This is a genomic window from Collinsella vaginalis (assembly GCF_900176655.1).
Classification (GTDB): domain Bacteria; phylum Actinomycetota; class Coriobacteriia; order Coriobacteriales; family Coriobacteriaceae; genus Collinsella; species Collinsella vaginalis.
The window spans coordinates 87,604-103,008 of record NZ_LT838844.1 but is presented as its reverse complement, the minus strand read 5'-3'; the positions used below and the strand labels follow the sequence as shown (position 1 = coordinate 103,008).

General features: G+C 63.3%; 14 protein-coding genes and 3 pseudogenes. 4 read left to right on the top strand and 13 right to left on the bottom strand.

The window, feature by feature from the left end; genetic code table 11:
* Positions 1-839: 839 nt before the first annotated feature.
* Both CAP13_RS09970 and CAP13_RS06695 read right to left on the bottom strand, forming a co-directional pair.
* Positions 840-1,016: a hypothetical protein gene (locus CAP13_RS09970; protein ID WP_179184986.1), complete on the bottom strand. Its 177-nt coding sequence runs from the start codon at positions 1,014-1,016 to the stop codon at positions 840-842.
* Positions 1,017-1,035: 19 nt separating this feature from the next.
* Positions 1,036-1,347, bottom strand: a complete 312-nt coding sequence (locus CAP13_RS06695; protein ID WP_085830847.1) for a CDP-alcohol phosphatidyltransferase — start codon at positions 1,345-1,347, stop codon at positions 1,036-1,038.
* 179 nt (positions 1,348-1,526) lie between these two features.
* Here CAP13_RS06695 and CAP13_RS10090 point away from each other — a divergent pair, with 179 nt between their 5' ends.
* Positions 1,527-1,922, top strand: a complete 396-nt coding sequence (locus CAP13_RS10090; RefSeq protein WP_218775321.1) for a hypothetical protein — start codon at positions 1,527-1,529, stop codon at positions 1,920-1,922.
* A 12-nt stretch (positions 1,923-1,934) separates the two neighbouring features.
* Positions 1,935-2,456 carry a nitroreductase family protein gene (locus tag CAP13_RS06690; RefSeq protein ID WP_085830846.1) on the top strand — a complete coding sequence of 174 codons (522 nt, stop codon included), beginning with the start codon at positions 1,935-1,937 and terminating at the stop codon, positions 2,454-2,456.
* A 379-nt stretch (positions 2,457-2,835) separates the two neighbouring features.
* Here CAP13_RS06690 and CAP13_RS10510 read toward each other — a convergent pair whose 3' ends face one another.
* From CAP13_RS10510 to CAP13_RS06660, 7 genes and pseudogenes are all read right to left on the bottom strand, one after another.
* A complete protein-coding gene (locus tag CAP13_RS10510) occupies positions 2,836-3,315 on the bottom strand; it encodes a lipase family protein (protein WP_425429845.1) in 480 nt (159 codons plus the stop codon).
* Positions 3,316-4,010: 695 nt separating this feature from the next.
* Positions 4,011-4,211 carry a PHP domain-containing protein gene (locus CAP13_RS09965; protein WP_179184978.1) on the bottom strand — a complete coding sequence of 67 codons (201 nt, stop codon included), beginning with the start codon at positions 4,209-4,211 and terminating at the stop codon, positions 4,011-4,013.
* A 421-nt stretch (positions 4,212-4,632) separates the two neighbouring features.
* Positions 4,633-4,770: pseudogene (locus tag CAP13_RS10300) on the bottom strand (LacI family DNA-binding transcriptional regulator); the annotation flags it as partial.
* Positions 4,771-5,706, bottom strand: coding sequence for an ROK family protein (locus CAP13_RS06675; protein WP_085830843.1), 936 nt, complete (start codon positions 5,704-5,706; stop codon positions 4,771-4,773). It lies immediately after the preceding pseudogene.
* Complete coding sequence (locus CAP13_RS06670) at positions 5,703-6,272, bottom strand: NAD-dependent malic enzyme (protein WP_085830842.1); 570 nt, start codon at positions 6,270-6,272, stop codon at positions 5,703-5,705. Before CAP13_RS06670 ends, CAP13_RS06675 begins: the two co-directional genes overlap by 4 nt.
* Positions 6,273-7,722: 1,450 nt before the next feature.
* Positions 7,723-8,193, bottom strand: a complete 471-nt coding sequence (locus CAP13_RS06665) for a threonine/serine exporter family protein (RefSeq protein WP_085830841.1) — start codon at positions 8,191-8,193, stop codon at positions 7,723-7,725.
* Complete coding sequence (locus tag CAP13_RS06660) at positions 8,187-8,954, bottom strand: threonine/serine exporter family protein (protein WP_179184985.1); 768 nt, start codon at positions 8,952-8,954, stop codon at positions 8,187-8,189. The genes CAP13_RS06665 and CAP13_RS06660 overlap by 7 nt, the downstream gene beginning before the upstream one ends.
* A 361-nt stretch (positions 8,955-9,315) precedes the next feature.
* Between CAP13_RS06660 and CAP13_RS06655 the strand changes: the two genes are divergently transcribed.
* Entirely contained in the window at positions 9,316-9,858 is a 543-nt protein-coding gene (locus CAP13_RS06655; protein WP_085830839.1) for a glutathione peroxidase, read from the top strand.
* Between the two features lie 45 nt (positions 9,859-9,903).
* Complete coding sequence (locus CAP13_RS06650; protein ID WP_281248998.1) at positions 9,904-10,383, top strand: MarR family winged helix-turn-helix transcriptional regulator; 480 nt, start codon at positions 9,904-9,906, stop codon at positions 10,381-10,383.
* A gap of 833 nt (positions 10,384-11,216) precedes the next feature.
* On the opposite strand, the pseudogene hpt reads toward CAP13_RS06650, so the two are convergent.
* The 4 genes and pseudogenes from hpt to CAP13_RS06630 form a co-directional block, all read right to left on the bottom strand.
* Positions 11,217-11,687, bottom strand: a pseudogene (gene hpt / locus CAP13_RS06645) (hypoxanthine phosphoribosyltransferase); the annotation flags it as partial.
* Between the two features lie 173 nt (positions 11,688-11,860).
* Complete coding sequence (gene folK, locus CAP13_RS06640; protein ID WP_245798940.1) at positions 11,861-12,430, bottom strand: 2-amino-4-hydroxy-6-hydroxymethyldihydropteridine diphosphokinase; 570 nt, start codon at positions 12,428-12,430, stop codon at positions 11,861-11,863.
* A gap of 310 nt (positions 12,431-12,740) precedes the next feature.
* Positions 12,741-13,079 (bottom strand): annotated as a pseudogene (locus CAP13_RS10295) (PHP domain-containing protein); the annotation flags it as partial.
* A 625-nt stretch (positions 13,080-13,704) separates the two neighbouring features.
* The gene (locus CAP13_RS06630) at positions 13,705-14,895 is read right to left on the bottom strand and encodes a pyridoxal phosphate-dependent aminotransferase (RefSeq protein ID WP_085830836.1); all 1,191 of its coding nucleotides are present in this window, start codon (positions 14,893-14,895) and stop codon (positions 13,705-13,707) included.
* Between the last annotated feature and the right edge of the window lie 510 nt (positions 14,896-15,405).

The following is a 15,405-nucleotide window of genomic DNA, read 5'->3' as shown; positions in this document are numbered from 1 at the left end:
GCCCATTGGTCGGTAACGCGCACGCTGTTCGAAAGCTCGAGGCCGTCAGTCGCTAGATCTACGCCTCTCTCTTTCGCATCTTCCAGTATCGATACGGGATAGCGCTTGAGGATGTTGAACCGCGCTTTTGTATGACCGTTCAGATCGTAAGTGCTCGTATACGAGCTCCGACCAGGTCCTGGTGTTACAACTGGAAATATACTTGGCTTGTCTGGATCGTAGTTTTTCGCAATACTCGGATATCTCGCGTCATAAGCCTGGTGGGGAACGTCATTGAAGAACTCCAGAACGGGCCTCATACCGATGACCTCTCCCGTTTTCCCCTCGTCCTCGACCGTTGCCCCTATATCCTCAATCTTGAGCGTGTCTGCCTGGGTCGACTTCGGCGCGCGGCGGAGGTCGGTGAGCCATACGATATAGAAATAGTCATCTGCGTCCGCGGGCTTCTCTCCCCATGAGTCCTGCCAGGTGAAGAACACGCCCTGTGTGCTGAGATCGTCTGCCTTGAGGCTGGCCACAGTTGGATCAACCGAGGTGGAGAGGTGGTAGGAAAGGTAGTCCTCCTGCGTTTGCACCGAACCATTTACGTCGATAGAAAGAGAAATCGGAACATCTCGATCCAGCGAGTTGTTTCCGATAATTCGGCCCCATGCGCAGGAGAGGTGTTCGCCTCACTCGATATCGCGCAGGGCCGCTTATTCGACCCCGTGCGCAGGTGAGTCGCGTACCCGCGCACGGGATCGAGCGGTACAGGCTGGCGATCACCGCCGCCTGAGGGCGACGCCGTGCGTGCGATGCCAGCTGCGATTCTGCGCCCACCACCCCGTACTCCCTAGGGCTCAGGTGCGCGTAGAGCGGATCTTCATGACGATCTGGATTCGATAACGGGCGAGCACGAACTGCTCCGCACGTCGCGGCTGACACTGCGTTACAAAGCTCATGCGCCGCACGGTCTCTGCGCGCGGTCGGGCCCACGCGGCGGTGCGGAGCGCGATGCCGCCTCCTGCATCGCGCATGTTGATTTGGGATCGCCCGCTATTCGGGGCGGACCCACCCCTCTTGGATGGACTCATAGAAGGTGGACTGGTCGGTGAGATCATGCAGGCTCTTGCCGTTGAGCCACGGAAGCTCGGCGAGCTCAGACAAGGTGGTCACCAGCTCGGAGCAGTCGGTGTAGCGGCCCTTCTCGTTCAGCTCCTCGCAGTCCTGCGCGCGCCAGTACCCGTCGGTGTGGGTGATGTAGTAGTCATGATCGTTCGTGGTCATGAACACCCGGGTCTTGGAGCGAAGATATGCGAGGAGCTCCTCGAAATTCACGTCAAGCGTCTCGTCTGCCTTCAGTCCCATGGGAGCCTCCTTGGGTGTGCGCGTCGTTGGTTCGACGCTAGCTTTACCGGCTGCTTACCATTAACCCGCATCTGAGGCGGTTTTCTTTCAGAATTAGGCGGGCGGTTGAGATCGTCGAGCAACGGCCCCGCGCACGGACATGCACACAGGATGCCGACAGACGGCGGGGCGTGTGGGGAGTGTGGTTCGCTAACGGCTACGATGCGACGCTCGAGCGCGCAGACGACGGGACGCGCGGGGAGCGGGGCTCTGCCATGCCGGCGCAACCCGTGATGCGGGCTGTGCTGTTGAAAACTTCCAGAAGTGCGGCGGTGAATTACAAACTGGTCAGTATCCGCGTTTTCAAGATCGTCTTACCTGGGGTTTCCTCACTTGTTTTGCCGCTCTATCCGAGCTTTCCGGATTCACTGCCGCACTTCTGGAAGTTTTCGATTCGACTGCGACGCTTACGATCAACAATATTGTATATTTCTATAGATATTTATACTATCGTGCATACCTTTGCAAACGCGCCCATAGCGCGCGTCTCAAAGGGTAAAAATGAGCGTATCCGCAGAACGCCCAACCGCACATGAGAGGAAGTTCCAATGGACGCCATGGAAACCCTGATCAACCGCCGGAGCTGCCGAGCCTTCGAGCCGCGCCAGGTCGAGCGCGAGAAGCTCGAGCAGATTTTGGACGCCGGGAGATACGCGCCCAGCGGCATGAGCCGTCAGCCGGTGCGGTTTGTCGTGGTTCAGAACGAGGAAATCCGCGAGCGGCTCACGCGGATGAACGCGGAAATCATGGGCGTATCGAGTGATCCGTTCTACGGGGCGCCCACGATCGTGGTCGTCCTGGTTGATGCAAGCGTGCCGACCGCGGTTGAGGATGGGTCGCTCGCCCTGGGCAACATGCAGAACGCCGCTTACAGCCTGGGTATTGGGTCGTGCTGGATCCATCGGGCCCGCGAGGAGTTTGAGAGCGCGGAGGGGCGCGAGCTGCTCGTCTCGTGGGGCCTACCGTCCGACGGCAGCCTGCTTGGCGTTGGCCACTGCGCCCTCGGATACCCTGCGAAGGAGCTTCACGCCGCTAAGCCGCGGAAAGACAACGTAACCTGGGTGGCGTAAGGGGCGGCGCGTTTGCTGCTACCCCACAAGAGCAACGTTAGCCGCTGTCCCGCAAGGGCAACCCGAGTTAGCCGTAACGGATCACTTCAACGCGACTGGGGCTTGCGGCTTAACCGTGCACGGAAAACGTCCGCACCCCCTGCCGCAGCGATATCTGCTTTTCGTTTTTGCATTTTCTCGAGCTATGAATAGATTTGGGCCGCAAAGCGCTACGCTATGAACCCGTCTATGCAAATCTCGCAGAAACGCACTATCTCTGAGCTGGCGTTTCTCTGAAGCTACTCCGGATGGCTCCTAAAGCCTATGCATAGCTCGCAATAATGCAATTTTCGTCGACCGGAGGACCGCCCGAGCTATGCATATCAAACAAAAACGCAACCTATTTCAAGGTCGACCGCCGGAGCCCAGGCAAAGCCCGCGATAACGCGGCCCACGCGGCAGGCAGGCGCTCACCGCGGCGGCCAGCTNCGGCTCCGCCACGACTGTGCCCGCAGAGCAGCACTGACACCTCTCTCCCCTGCTCATGCGCCTGAGAGCGCCAGGTGTCCAGCTCCGCTTTGATCTCCTCCGCGGCCGCGAGATACCCCGAGTGGTGCTCCGCGTCCTCGAGCTCATCGGCCGCGTCGCCCATGTTGAAGTTGCTCAGCCACTCAGATCCGTAGCTGCCGCGCACCGCGACGGCGATGACCTCGCGGGTGTCGCCGTCGGCATCTTCCACCTGCTTGCTCGCGATGGTGTAGGCAACGCCGTCCGCGTCCTGCGTGACCGCATCGAGCACCTCGTCGACCACCTCGCTGCGGTACCGGTAGGACTCCGTAGAGACCCGCGTGAAGCCGAGTGCCGCGAGGGCGCCTTCCATGTAGGCGGGCTGGCTCGAACCCGCCTGGTAGTAGCCCGACTCCGAGTACGCGAGGGTGGAGAGGAGCATGGCCGCGCGGGCAAGCTCGTGGTTGTAGGTGGTGGGCGATGCCGTGAACCAGGCGTCGTCCCAGAGCAGGCGCGAGCTGATCTCGCCCGTCGACTCTGCACCGAAAAGCGTGTAGGCGATCGTGGCCGTGAATCGACCCCGGCCGATCTCCTCGGCGAAGGCAGCGGGCGTTGGCTCCGGCGAGGATACGGCGCCCTCGTTGCGACGCTTCTGCTCATGGCGGCACGCGAGGACGACAGCGCTCACCGTCACGGCGATCACCAGGAGGGCAATCACGGCGACCGGCACCCGTTTGAGCGTGAGCCGCAGCACCTCCGCGACCGTCTGTTGCGCCATATTGCCCCTCCTTGTCTGCGTTGGTTGAAAGGATAGCAAGAGGGAACCTGTTCTCGCAGGTCAAAGCCTTACGATTTCATAAGGATGCAGGCTGCGTGCTCGATTGGCCGCGACGGCCCTGACATGGGGAGACCGCGTAGGTCGTGGCTATCGGTCGCGAGAGCCACTCCGCTTAGGAGCCGGGGGCCATGGCTGCGCCGTGCGCGGCAGATGTGTTCGGCTGCGCTTGAAATGACAGCCCGGCACGATGGGGCTCACAGCACCAAGGTTAGCTTGAGCCGCACCCTACCCTAGCGCACGCCCGACGCGGCGAGGGCGTCCAAGAGCACGTCGCGGTTGCGGTTCATGATCAGCTCCTCAGGGAAGTGGATCTCCTCGAGAAGTGACGTCACCCGGTCGAACCCGCCGATGAGGCGGGACAGGTGCGCATCCGAGTTGACGCAGATACCGACGCCCAGCTCCGCGCAGCGCTCGGCGATGGTGCGGCACACCTGATGCGTCTGGCCCGCGCGCCCGCCCTCGAGGCTGTGCTCGTTNCGATGACGCCATCGCGCTGGCTTCCGCGTGATCGACCGTGCCACCGCCCGCGGACGCAGGCGCCGCGGTGCTCGTCGACTCAGTTGCGCAACCGATGCTCACAGGCGCAGAAGCGTCGCCGTCCACATCCCCGTTCACTGGAAGCAGCAGAATTCCCGCCACCTGCGATCCCGCCAGGTTGCGCAGGTGACGGCGCTCGAGCGCGGCGTCCTCGGACGCGTTCGCGATCAGGATGCCGTACCCGGCCCGTTGGGCCTCATGCTGCGCCCCGTTCGCCACCTGCAGGGCAAACCCGCTGTTCAGATGCGGCAACACGAGCCCGAAAGTCATGCTCCCGCCGCCCGCGAGCAGGCGGGCGCTCTGGTTCGGAGCATAGCCGAGCGCGTCGATCGCCGCCCGCACCCGCTCAAGCGTGGCCGGGCGAACGCGATCGGGATGGTTGAGCACGTTGGACACGGTGCCGAGGGCCACGCCGGCCTCGTGTGCCACATCCTGTATGGTGACCTTGGGCATTTAACCTGCAAGGAGCTGGAAGGCCTGGTAGGCGGCGCCCAGAGCGCCGGCGTCGTTGCCGAGCACGGCGCGGCGCAGCACGTAGCGATCGCGCACGCCGGGGAAGACGTAGTCGCGCAGACGGTCGGCGAGCGGTCCCATCAACAGGTCGCCAGCGTATGCGAGCCCGCCGCCGACGATGACCTCATGCGGGTCGACGACGTTCACCACGTGCGCGAGGGCCTGGGCGAGGTACTCAACCGTCACGTCGCGAGCCTCGATGGCGATCGGCTCGCCGGCGGCGACCTCCTCGAAGACCTCCTTGCCCGAGGTGAACGTGTGCGCGGAACCAGCCCGGGCGTACAGCTCGTTCGCCGTCTTCACGAAGCCGGCGGCCGAGGCGAAGCACTCCAGGCAGTTCGTCTTGCCGCACCCGCAGGGGCGACGCTCGTCGGACTGGACCGGCGAGTGGCCGATCTCGCCCGCGCTGCCGTGATCGCCGTTGATGACGTGCCCGTCCATGACCACACCGCCGCCGACGCCCGTGCCGAGCGTCACGAAGACGGTGTTGCCCTCAGTGTTGCCGGGGTCGCCGCCCATCCAGACCTCGCCCAGGGCCGCGGCGTTGGCGTCGTTGAGCAGGGCCACGGGCATGTTGAGCTCGGTCTTGAGCACGCGCCCGAGCGGCATGTTCGTCCAGCCGAGGTTGACGGCGCGCTCCACCACGTCGCCCACGATCGGGCCGGGCACGCCCACGCCGATGGCGACCGGCACGTCCTCGCCGGTGAGCCCGGCCATCTTCTCGCGCATGTTCTCAACCATGTCGCTCGCGATGTTGATGCCGTTGTCCGACACGTCGGTGGGGATCGCCCACTGGTCGTGGATCTGACCGGCCTCATCGACGATGGAGAATTTGACCGTGGTCCCGCCCAGGTCGATGCCGAATACGCGCTTCATTGCGTCCTCCCTCGGAAGTGATGCACGCTTGTGTATCCCACCATTGTACGAGGTCGGGGTCGTGCTGCGCCAGTGGCGCGGAGAAGTTCCCGCGAGCGGCTGGGCGAGGCGTCCCGGATGGGGGGCGGCGGGGGATCAGCGAGCGGGGTCCCGCGCGGGGCGACGAGCAGTGACGGCCGCGGGCGCAGCACGTCCTCGATGTCGTCGTCGCGGTCGATCGAGAGGTAGACGGCGTGCTGCGGCTCGAGATAGGCCTTGCCGTATTCCTCGATGTCCTGGGCGATCGTGGGATCGTACACGATCGGCATGAACTCCTCGACGTGCTGGCTGAACAGGTAATAGAACAGGGTGCGATTGCGGCTGAAGACGTCCATGAGGTAGTGACGGCGTGCGACGTCGGACTCCTGCGCGCTGTAGGCCTTATATGCCTGATCCGCCTGCTCCTCGATGGTCTGGACATGCGGGGGCAGCAGGCCAACGAGGCCCAGGCGCTCTCGCTCCTCCATGGTGAACGCCGTCCCCTTGTTGAGGAACGGATCGGACAGGATCTCGTACCCATGTTTCATTGCCCGCTCCTATCTACTTGTCATGAGAACGTGGGCGGACACACTGGAAATATTGCGCTGCAGGTATCCACCCTTATCGAGGGGGTTATACCCTGCACCCGGTTTAACGGTGCAGAAGGGGTGGATTTTGTCACGTTCTTGGCAAGTTTGAAATGGCGGCGCGGCGCTCATGGACTTGACAGCTGATGAGTGCAACGGAACTGTGACCTCCGGATGCAGCTCTTTATGCGCCGGCGCCGCACCCCCTGCACGACTCATCATGCGACGGCACCGAGCCCACCGATTTGTACCGTCCGTTCGACTGGATTAGCCGTCCACGAGGGCCTCTCTCGTATCGTTTTCGATTGATTTCACAAATTCCTATTATTTATTCAAAATATAAGTTTTTTCGGTTCATTGTTTTTGGCCCGACCGATCTCCTAGTAGAAAATGTCAGATCTGCGTCATTCTGACTTGGCGCGGCCTACCCATGGCCTTCAGACGAATAGACATAACGAACATATATTGATAGTAGTTGTTTAATATGGGCGTGGCGACTGGCCATGATCGACGCGAAGCCTGTCAAGCATGCTAAATGCGTCGTGAATTGACTCAGATCTGACATTTTCTACTAGCAGTCTCGTGCGAGCCCGTGCCGGGCACGGTTCGATCGCTTACCCCTCCTCTGAACACTGACAAATGTCCATCAAATGCCGCTTCAAAACGCTTCGCTGAGTAAGCGCGGCCGCCGCTCAGGCTGTGCGCGCTGGGCGTTGCACCGATCAGGCTGTGCGTTGAACGCTCGCATCGATCAAGCTGTGCGTTGAACGTTGGCACCGACCCCCCCCCGCCTCCATCGGGCCGATTGCAGCGCCTGGGACTCGGCGCGCCCCCGTCACCGCATGGTGCGGCCGCATTGCACCGGACGAGAATAAAACATCATCTCAAGGCAGTCCTGAGGGCGATCTGCATGATGAGACAGCCGAAAGGAGGTTTCGGCCCCTTGTAAGCCTGTGGCGCGGCCCGGTAGGTCCTTTCACCCGTCGGGCCGGCGCATCGGGCACAGTGCGCAGTCGCGCACAAGATGGGAAGCGAAACGTCATCTCGAGGCGGTCCCGGGAGCAATCTGCATGAAAGCACCGTCGGAAGTACGTTTCCAAGCCCCTGCGAACCAACGACGCGGAATGGCAAGCAGTGGACTACAGGCTACAAACACCAAGCGTCAGAACATGACCGCTGTTCAAACCCGAGAAACTTGCCCCGCCGGCTACCGAGCACGCCCGGCCACAGACAACGAGGCTCGCCACATATGCCCCGCTCAGACCCGAGAAGCTGTTTCACCAGCTGTCGAGCACGGCCGGCCACAGATAACGAGACTCGCCACATGCTCCCTGCTCAGACCCGAGAAACCGTCTCACCAGCTGCCGAGCACGCCCAGCCACCGAGCTCGCCGGCTGCCAGGCTCGCCCGGCTACCGCGTGCGGCCGCCCATACGCTCGTCGATGCGGCAGCTCGTCTTTCCACGTGCCGCCGCGGAGATCGCGGAGCCCACGAGCAGGCCGATTGCCATCGCAAGCAGCGACATCATGCAGTCCAACCCATTCCGCGTAAACGAATCCATATCGCGCACAAGGATGGCCGCAAGCGCGTAGTGGAACAAATCGCCGGGGATGAGCGGGGTCAGCGAGGGATACACGAAATAGGCCGACGGGGCGCGGCGGCGTCGGGCGAGCACACCGCCGAAAAGGCCGGCGGCCAGCGCGGAGATCCCGACGATCACAAAATGCGAGGAGATCAGCGCGGTAAGGATGATGCTCACCGTGCGCACCACGGCACCGCCGATGCCCGCGATCACCAGGTCCTCGCGGCGGATCTGAAATCCGATACCAAACGCGAGCGACGCCGCAAACGAGAGGGCGATCAGAATCAGGTTCTCTACCATGCGGCCATCCCTCCCATCATCGTGACCCCCGCATAGGTGCCGAGCGCCAGCATCAGCGACTCGAGCGTCACGCGCATGAGCTGGTAGGTGCCATTGAGCTCGTTACCGCGCACCAGGTTGCCCACGGCGTTCACCAGCGGGATACCCGGGATCATGAGGAGGCTGACCGAGATCACGACCATGCTGTTGCTGTCGCCGATGCCGGCGCGGACGAGCATGATCGCAAGGCTCGTGGCGGCCCACATGCCCACCGCGTTGCCGATGATGCGGTCGATCCCCCAGCGCTCAAGCAGGTCGAAGATGACGCATACAACCAGTGCGGAGCATCCGGTCGCGAACGCGTCGCCCACGGTGCCGCCGAGGATCATGCATACGCACGAGATGGCGATAACCTGGCCCATGAAGACCGCCGGCTTCGGGTAGCTCGGGGCCTCGAGCGCATGGTTCAGGCGGCCGTCGAGGCTGGCTGGGTCGGGGACCTCCTCGCAGACATCGAGCGAGAGACGATTCAGGCGCCAGAGCCGCGCCAGATGGATCGCAGGCTCGGGAACCGTGATCTGGCGCGTGCGATGCTCGCCGCCAGGGGCCTCAGCTGAGACAGAAATGTAGCTGCTCAAGGCGAACACGCTCAGGTCGTTCAGTTCGTAGCTCGCCGCGATGTGACGCATGGCGCTGATCGCGTACTCGATGGAGGCCCCGTTGCGGATGGCCTCGCGCGAGAGCCGCACCATGAAGTCGAGGATGCGATCCGTGTCCCTCATGTCCCTCCGTTTTCCGCGCGCATCGGTGAAATCCCCCGCCATGCGCATTCTTTCGTGTCGGGGTAACCCCGTTTGCCGCGCACACCGGGCTCTCCGCCTGGTAGGCAACGCCTGACACCTGAGCCCCGCGTGGCGGACTGCGGTCGCATTTGAGCCCAACCTGTCCAAGCGCCGCGGCGCCCTGCAATAACATAGCTTTTTTCCTGCAGGTACGGTAGGTCTGCTTATCCAATTGACCCATGCAGGTATGGTGAAGAACAATCTCCCTCTGTCTACCGGTATTTTAATTGCGTACAATTTAATTGTCTAATAGATATGGCCACGGGGCAGATGCGCCGCGGTCGTGGAGAAAGGGTTCCCCATGAGCATCTACGATCACACCGCCATCAAACCCGACGGAACCGAGGTCTCCCTCAAGGAGTACGCGGGCAAGGTCCTGCTCGTGGTCAACACGGCCACCGGCTGCGGTTTCACACCCCAGTACGAGGACCTCGAGGCCATCTACAAGAAGTACCGCGACCAGGGGTTCGAGATCCTCGACTTCCCCTGCAACCAGTTCAAGAACCAGGCGCCCGGCAGCGATGAGGAGGTCCACGAGTTCTGCTCCGTCACCTTCGGCGCCGACTTCCCCCAGTTCAAGAAAGGCAACGTCAACGGCGACAACGCCTGGCCGCTCTTCGCCGACCTCGCCACGCAGAAGCCGTTCGAGAGTTTCGGCAAGGGAGCGAAGGCCCTGGCCATGCGCGCCGTCAAGCGGAGCGTCGACAAGGAGTTCGGCGACAAGGCCTATATCAAGTGGAATTTCACCAAATTCCTCATCGATCGCGACGGCACGGTGGTTGCTCGCTTTGAACCCACCGAAAAAATGGATATTGTCGAACAGTCAATCGCGGGGCTGTTGTAATCTATTGCGCGGAATGTCGATAGTGGGTGAATAGAGATGCGGTCCGTGAAGGTTGAGGAACTGCAAAAGGCGACGAGGTCGAACGCGGAGACACGCGACGCCTACCCTCAGCTGTTGCTCGACAACCAGCTCTGCTTCCCGCTCTACGCCGCGTCGCGCGCGGTCACGCGACGGTACACGCCGCTGCTGCGCAAACTCAACCTCACGTACACGCAGTACATCACGATGCTGGCGCTCTGGGAGCAGGACGGCGTCACGGTGAACGAGCTGGGACAGCGCCTCTACCTGGATTCCGGTACGATGACGCCGCTGCTGAAAAAGCTCGAGTCGCAGGGGCTGGTTGCGCGGGCGCGTGATGCCGAGGACGAGCGCCGGGTCATCGTGCGTCTCACCGATACCGGTCGCGCGCTGCGGGAGCAGGCGTCGGAGATTCCCATGGCCTTCGTCGATTGCCTCAATCTCGGCCAGGGAGACACCCGCACGCTCAAGCGACTCCTCGAGAAGGTGCTCGCGGATCTGGGGTAGGGCTTCCTGCCTGGACTGGCTCTTGTGGAGCCCCTCCCCCGATCGCTCTGGCCCACCGGGTAAGGCCCTTGAAATGAATTCGGCGTCCTAAGCCCCCGGTCGCGCTTGTCCACTTGACCTGCAGCTCACCTTGATCCGCAACGCGCACAAGGTGCCTCTGAAATTGGATTCGAGATCTCGGCCGCAGCGCATATTCCCGCCACGCCCCATGCGCCCCAGAGCGCCCGTTGCCTGAGCGCAGCGAAAATCGCGCCTCCAGCACTGGGGCACCGTAAATCTAGCAGCCGGTTCCCTTACCCCGCGGCCTCGACCAGGTCCTCCCCGTCCGTCGCGCTCAGCCAAGTCAGATACACGCTGGGGTAGTGGCCTTTGAGCACGGTGAGGGGATCGAGATGAGACGCCACCGCGCCAGCCACTGAGACCGCCCCGCCCGCCGAAACAAGGTCCTGGGCCGTGGGCACCGAGGATGAGATGTCGTCCACGAAATCGCCGATCGCGTGCTCGACCTCCGGATCATACGCTGACCTCTCGCCCGTGAGCTCCTCGAACGCTGCGCTCATGCGCTCATGGGCCGCCTGGTACCCCGCACCATCGACGGACGGTAGGCTCAGCGTGACGCCGTTGCGGGAGAAGCCCCAGCTCTCGAGTGGGAGGTTCGGTACCGGGTCCGCCGGGTTCACGATATTGAAAATGTTGTTGTAGCGGGAGGCGTCGCCTGCGGCGTCTACGGTGGTGCGGGGCGATGCGAAGGTGTAGGCGAAGATCCGATCCGTTGCGCCGGGCGCTGACGTGGCGTCTGTGGCGCCGGGCGCTGCAGCGGCGCTCGCACCNCCGACCACGAACTCGTCGGGGCAGTGGGCGCCGACGTACTTAGGATTGACGGCGGTGGTGCGGTCCTTGACGTCCTTCCAGAGGAAGGCGGCCACCTCGAGCGACGCAGGCTGGCGATGCGAGAGGTTCTTCATCAGATACTTGAGGGTGAGGCCCGAATCCAGGATGTCCTCGACGATCAGGACGTCGCGGCCCTTGATATCCATATCGAGGTCCTTGACGATGCGGACGACGCCCGACGACTTCGCACCCTCGCCGTAGCTCGAGACCGCCATGAAATCGATCGCGAGGGGCCCCTCGATAGCGCGCATGAGGTCTCCCATGAACACCACCGCACCGCGCAGAACGGCGATGAGCACCAGATCCTTGCCCTGGTAGTCTGCGGTGATCTGCCGGCCGAGACGGAAGACGATCTCCTTGATGTCGTCGTCGGTGAAGAGAATCTCCTGCATGTCGGGATGCTGTGACTCCATGCGAACCCTTCCTCTGTTGCTTGCGCCTGCGCTGGGGTGCGATACGCACCTATGCGGGGAATTCTACCCCGCCAGACGAAATGACGCACCGAGATCATGCGCAGCCATGCGAAACGGCCGCTTTTCGCGCGAGAAAAGCGATGGTCACACAGCAAAGGTGAGGCACGCGAATCCTACAGCGAGCCGAGCTCGCCCACCACATGGCCGTAGCGGTCCTCGGGCTCCTTCACGTCCACGCCCTCGTAGCGGAAGAAGCGGGCGGGGTCGTGCATGAGGTCCTCGAGCGGGACCAGCACGAAATCGCGCTCGCCCAGGTTCGGGTGGGGCAGGCGCAGGCGCTCGCCGCCGTGCACCTCGCCGTCCATCCAGATGAGGTCGCAGTCGATCACGCGCGGCCCGTTGGGGCGGGCGCTCTTGGTGCGGTTGCGGCCGAGCTTGTTCTCCACCTCGAGCAGCTGGTCGAGGAGGATGAGCGGGGCCAGCTCGGTTTTGATCTCGATGACCGCGTTGGCGAAGGGCTCCTGTCGCTTCTCATAGGCCGGCTCGCTCTCGTAGATGCGCGAGCAGTTCGACACGCAGGTCATGGGGATCTCGGCGATCAGGTTCTTCGCGGCGCGGATGTTGTCCAGGCGCTTGCCCATGTTCGAGCCGAGGGCAACGAAGGCGCGACGCGGCTGCGGGCGGGCGATGGCCCAGAACCCGTTCAGGAACTGCGTGAACCCGGCCACGTCGTGCACGCGCACGATGTTGGCGCCGAGCTGGATCGCGCCGAGGCAGACGCCGTAGGTCGCNCACCTGATGCGTCTGGCCCGCGCGCCCGCCCTCGAGGCTGTGCTCGTTGATCTCGATGAGCTTGTGGCGTTCTTTCGCACAGGTGAGCACCGTATCGATGTCGTAGGGAACGCCCGAACGGCCGGTGTGCCCGAGGATGAAGACGCGCGGGTTCTCAAGGGCGCCCACGTACATGGCCGTCGTCTGGGCGAGGCTCGCGTCCCTCGTGAAATCCGCGTTGTGGACGCTGGCGATCACGTAGTCCAGGTTCTCGGTCACGAGCTCGAAGAGGATGTGGCCCATCTTGAACGGACGACCCACGATGCTTTCGGTCGCCGCGATGTCCTCGCCAAACAATCCGCCGTCGAGGGTCTCGATATCAGCCTCGCAGGCTCGGAGCACGTGCACGCCGTCCCAGGTACGCGGCCAGATCTCCTGATTGAAGAAGAACTGGAAGTTGCGCAGGTCGTTGCTGGGGAACAGCATGGAGCTGAAGTGATCGGATGAGCCGATGACCTCGAGCCCGCACGTGGCGGCGGCCGTCACATTCTCTTGGATCGTCGAGTACGCGTGGCGGGAGTAGAGCGTGTGCGTATGCAGATCACCGAGAATCGTATACATATGACCCCTTAATGCAGCAACGGCCACTGCGAAGAGCGCTGGTAGATACTGGTTTCAGTCTACCACCGGGACGGGTTGGAATTTCAGTTTCCGATGGGGCCGCACAGCGGGTCCATCGGGACGCGTTCACTCCGGCGCCTGGCGCGCAGGTCCTCTGATATATAGGGGCCCGAAAACTTACTTTCGACAACGTTTCCAGGCAAAATACCCTTGGGATCGCCTTGAGATGACGTTTTGCTCCCATCCCATGCGTGATGCCCCCCTCCCGGGAACCCGATGCACCGGACCGCTGGCCGACAGGGGCTCGAGAACCTACTTATGACTGCGATTTCATGCAAATCGCCTCTGGGACCGCGTCGAGATGCCGCTATCCCCAATGTCTCGCCCCCGCCCCACGCGCGACCGCGCCCGAACACCCGATACCCGCCGCGCCAGTCAAACCCCACGGCACTCGGTACCGCGATACCGGTTGATCCCGCGGCACCCGGTGCCCGTAGCCCAGACCAGATCTCGCGGCGCCCATCGGGCCGGCCACGCCTCACGCCATTCGAGCGCCATGGTCCAGGCGTTGCAACAGACCGATGGATGCGCGGCCTACGCTGCAAGCAGGCCGGCGCCGCACCCCTTACCTGCGGTCCGCATACTCCATAGCAAGAGCCTGCCACGCGGGAATCGAACCGCGGATCACCTCGGGCGCCACGCAGTAGCCGATGCGGATCCAGCCCGGCACACCAAAGCTATCCGACGGCACGGGCAAGAGCTCGTAGGCGCGAGCGCGCTCGCAGAACGCGGCGGCGTCGGGCTCAAGCGACCGAACCCACAGGTAGAATGCGCCATCCGGCTGCACATAGGCGTATCCCGCCGCATCGAGGGCGCGGCAGAGCTCGTCGCGGTTCGCCCGATAGGCCTTCACGTCGGAGGGCTCGTCCACGCAATCGGCAACCACACGCTGGAAGAGGGCCGGAGCGCATACAAATCCCAGCGCCCGGGCAGCCCCCGCCACCGCTGGCATCACGCGCGGCGCCCCCGCCATGGTGTTTGGCACGAGCACCCAGCCCACGCGCTCACCCGGCAGCGACAGCGACTTCGAGTACGAGTAGCAGACCACCGTGTGCTCGTAGATCGACGGCACCCAGGGCACCTCGGCACCATAGGTGATCTCGCGGTACGGCTCGTCGGAGATCAGGTAGATGGGCTCCGCGCGATGGCTGTTCTCCTCCTCAAGCAGGCTCGCGAGCCCCTCCAGTGCCTCACGCGGGTACACCGCCCCGGTCGGGTTGTTCGGCGAGTCTATGATGATCGCGGCGGTGCGCTCGGTGATAGCAGCGCGGATATTCTCGATCGAGAGCTGGAAGGTCTCCGGATCTGCCAGAGCCTCAACGCAGGTCGCCCCCGCGTTCTCGATCCACACGCGGTACTCAGGGAAGAACGGCGCGATGACGACGACCTCCTCACCCGGCGACACCAGCGCATGCAGGGCGCAGGACACCGAGGCGGCGGCGCCCACGGTCATGAACAGGTCAGCGGCGGTGTACGTCGTGCCGAACCGGCGGTTGAGCGAGTCCGCCACGGCGGCGCGGACCTCGGGGATCCCCGGGGCCGGCGTGTAGCCGTGCAGCGCCATCGAGGGGACCTCGGCGAGCGAGTGCTCGATGCTCTCGCGCACCGCATCGGGCGCTGGGACGCTCGGGTTGCCGAGGCTGAAGTCGAACACGCGGTCCGCGCCAATCTCCGCCTTGCGCGCGCAGGCGTAGGAGAAGATCTCGCGGATGACCGAGCTCTCGGCTCCCCGCTGGTACATCGTCTCGTTGATCATGGTGTCCGCTCCTTGCTCTGTGGTTGCTCGCGTGTGGGCATCGGTGGCGCGTCTGCGTGCGAGGTGGCTCGAGCCGTCTGCACGTCTTGAACGGGTGCACGCGATTCGAGGGCTCGGGCCTCACCCTGGTGACCCTACGATAACGCCCCGACGACAAGGGGCAAGCGGGGGTCTTCGCTGAATTGTGGGGGAAACACTGTCTGGATGCTTGCTGGGGTTGAACGCGTGTTGGGCCGAGCGCGTGTTGGGCCGAGCGCGTGTTGAGCCGAACGCATGTTGGCTTGGGTTTCCACCGAATCGGGTTCACGTTGGGCTGGCGTCCGCGGCGCTCCGCCTCCGATGCTTCCCTGCCCCCGCCGCGGTCCCCAGCTGACAGTTCAAAATTGCGGCTTAAAAGCGAATGAAAGGCTGAATTATGCACTGTCAGCTGAGGTAGGGACGTCGACGGTGCAGGATTCGACGATGTGCATCGATATAAGACGCGATTTTGCACTGTCAGCATGTATGCAT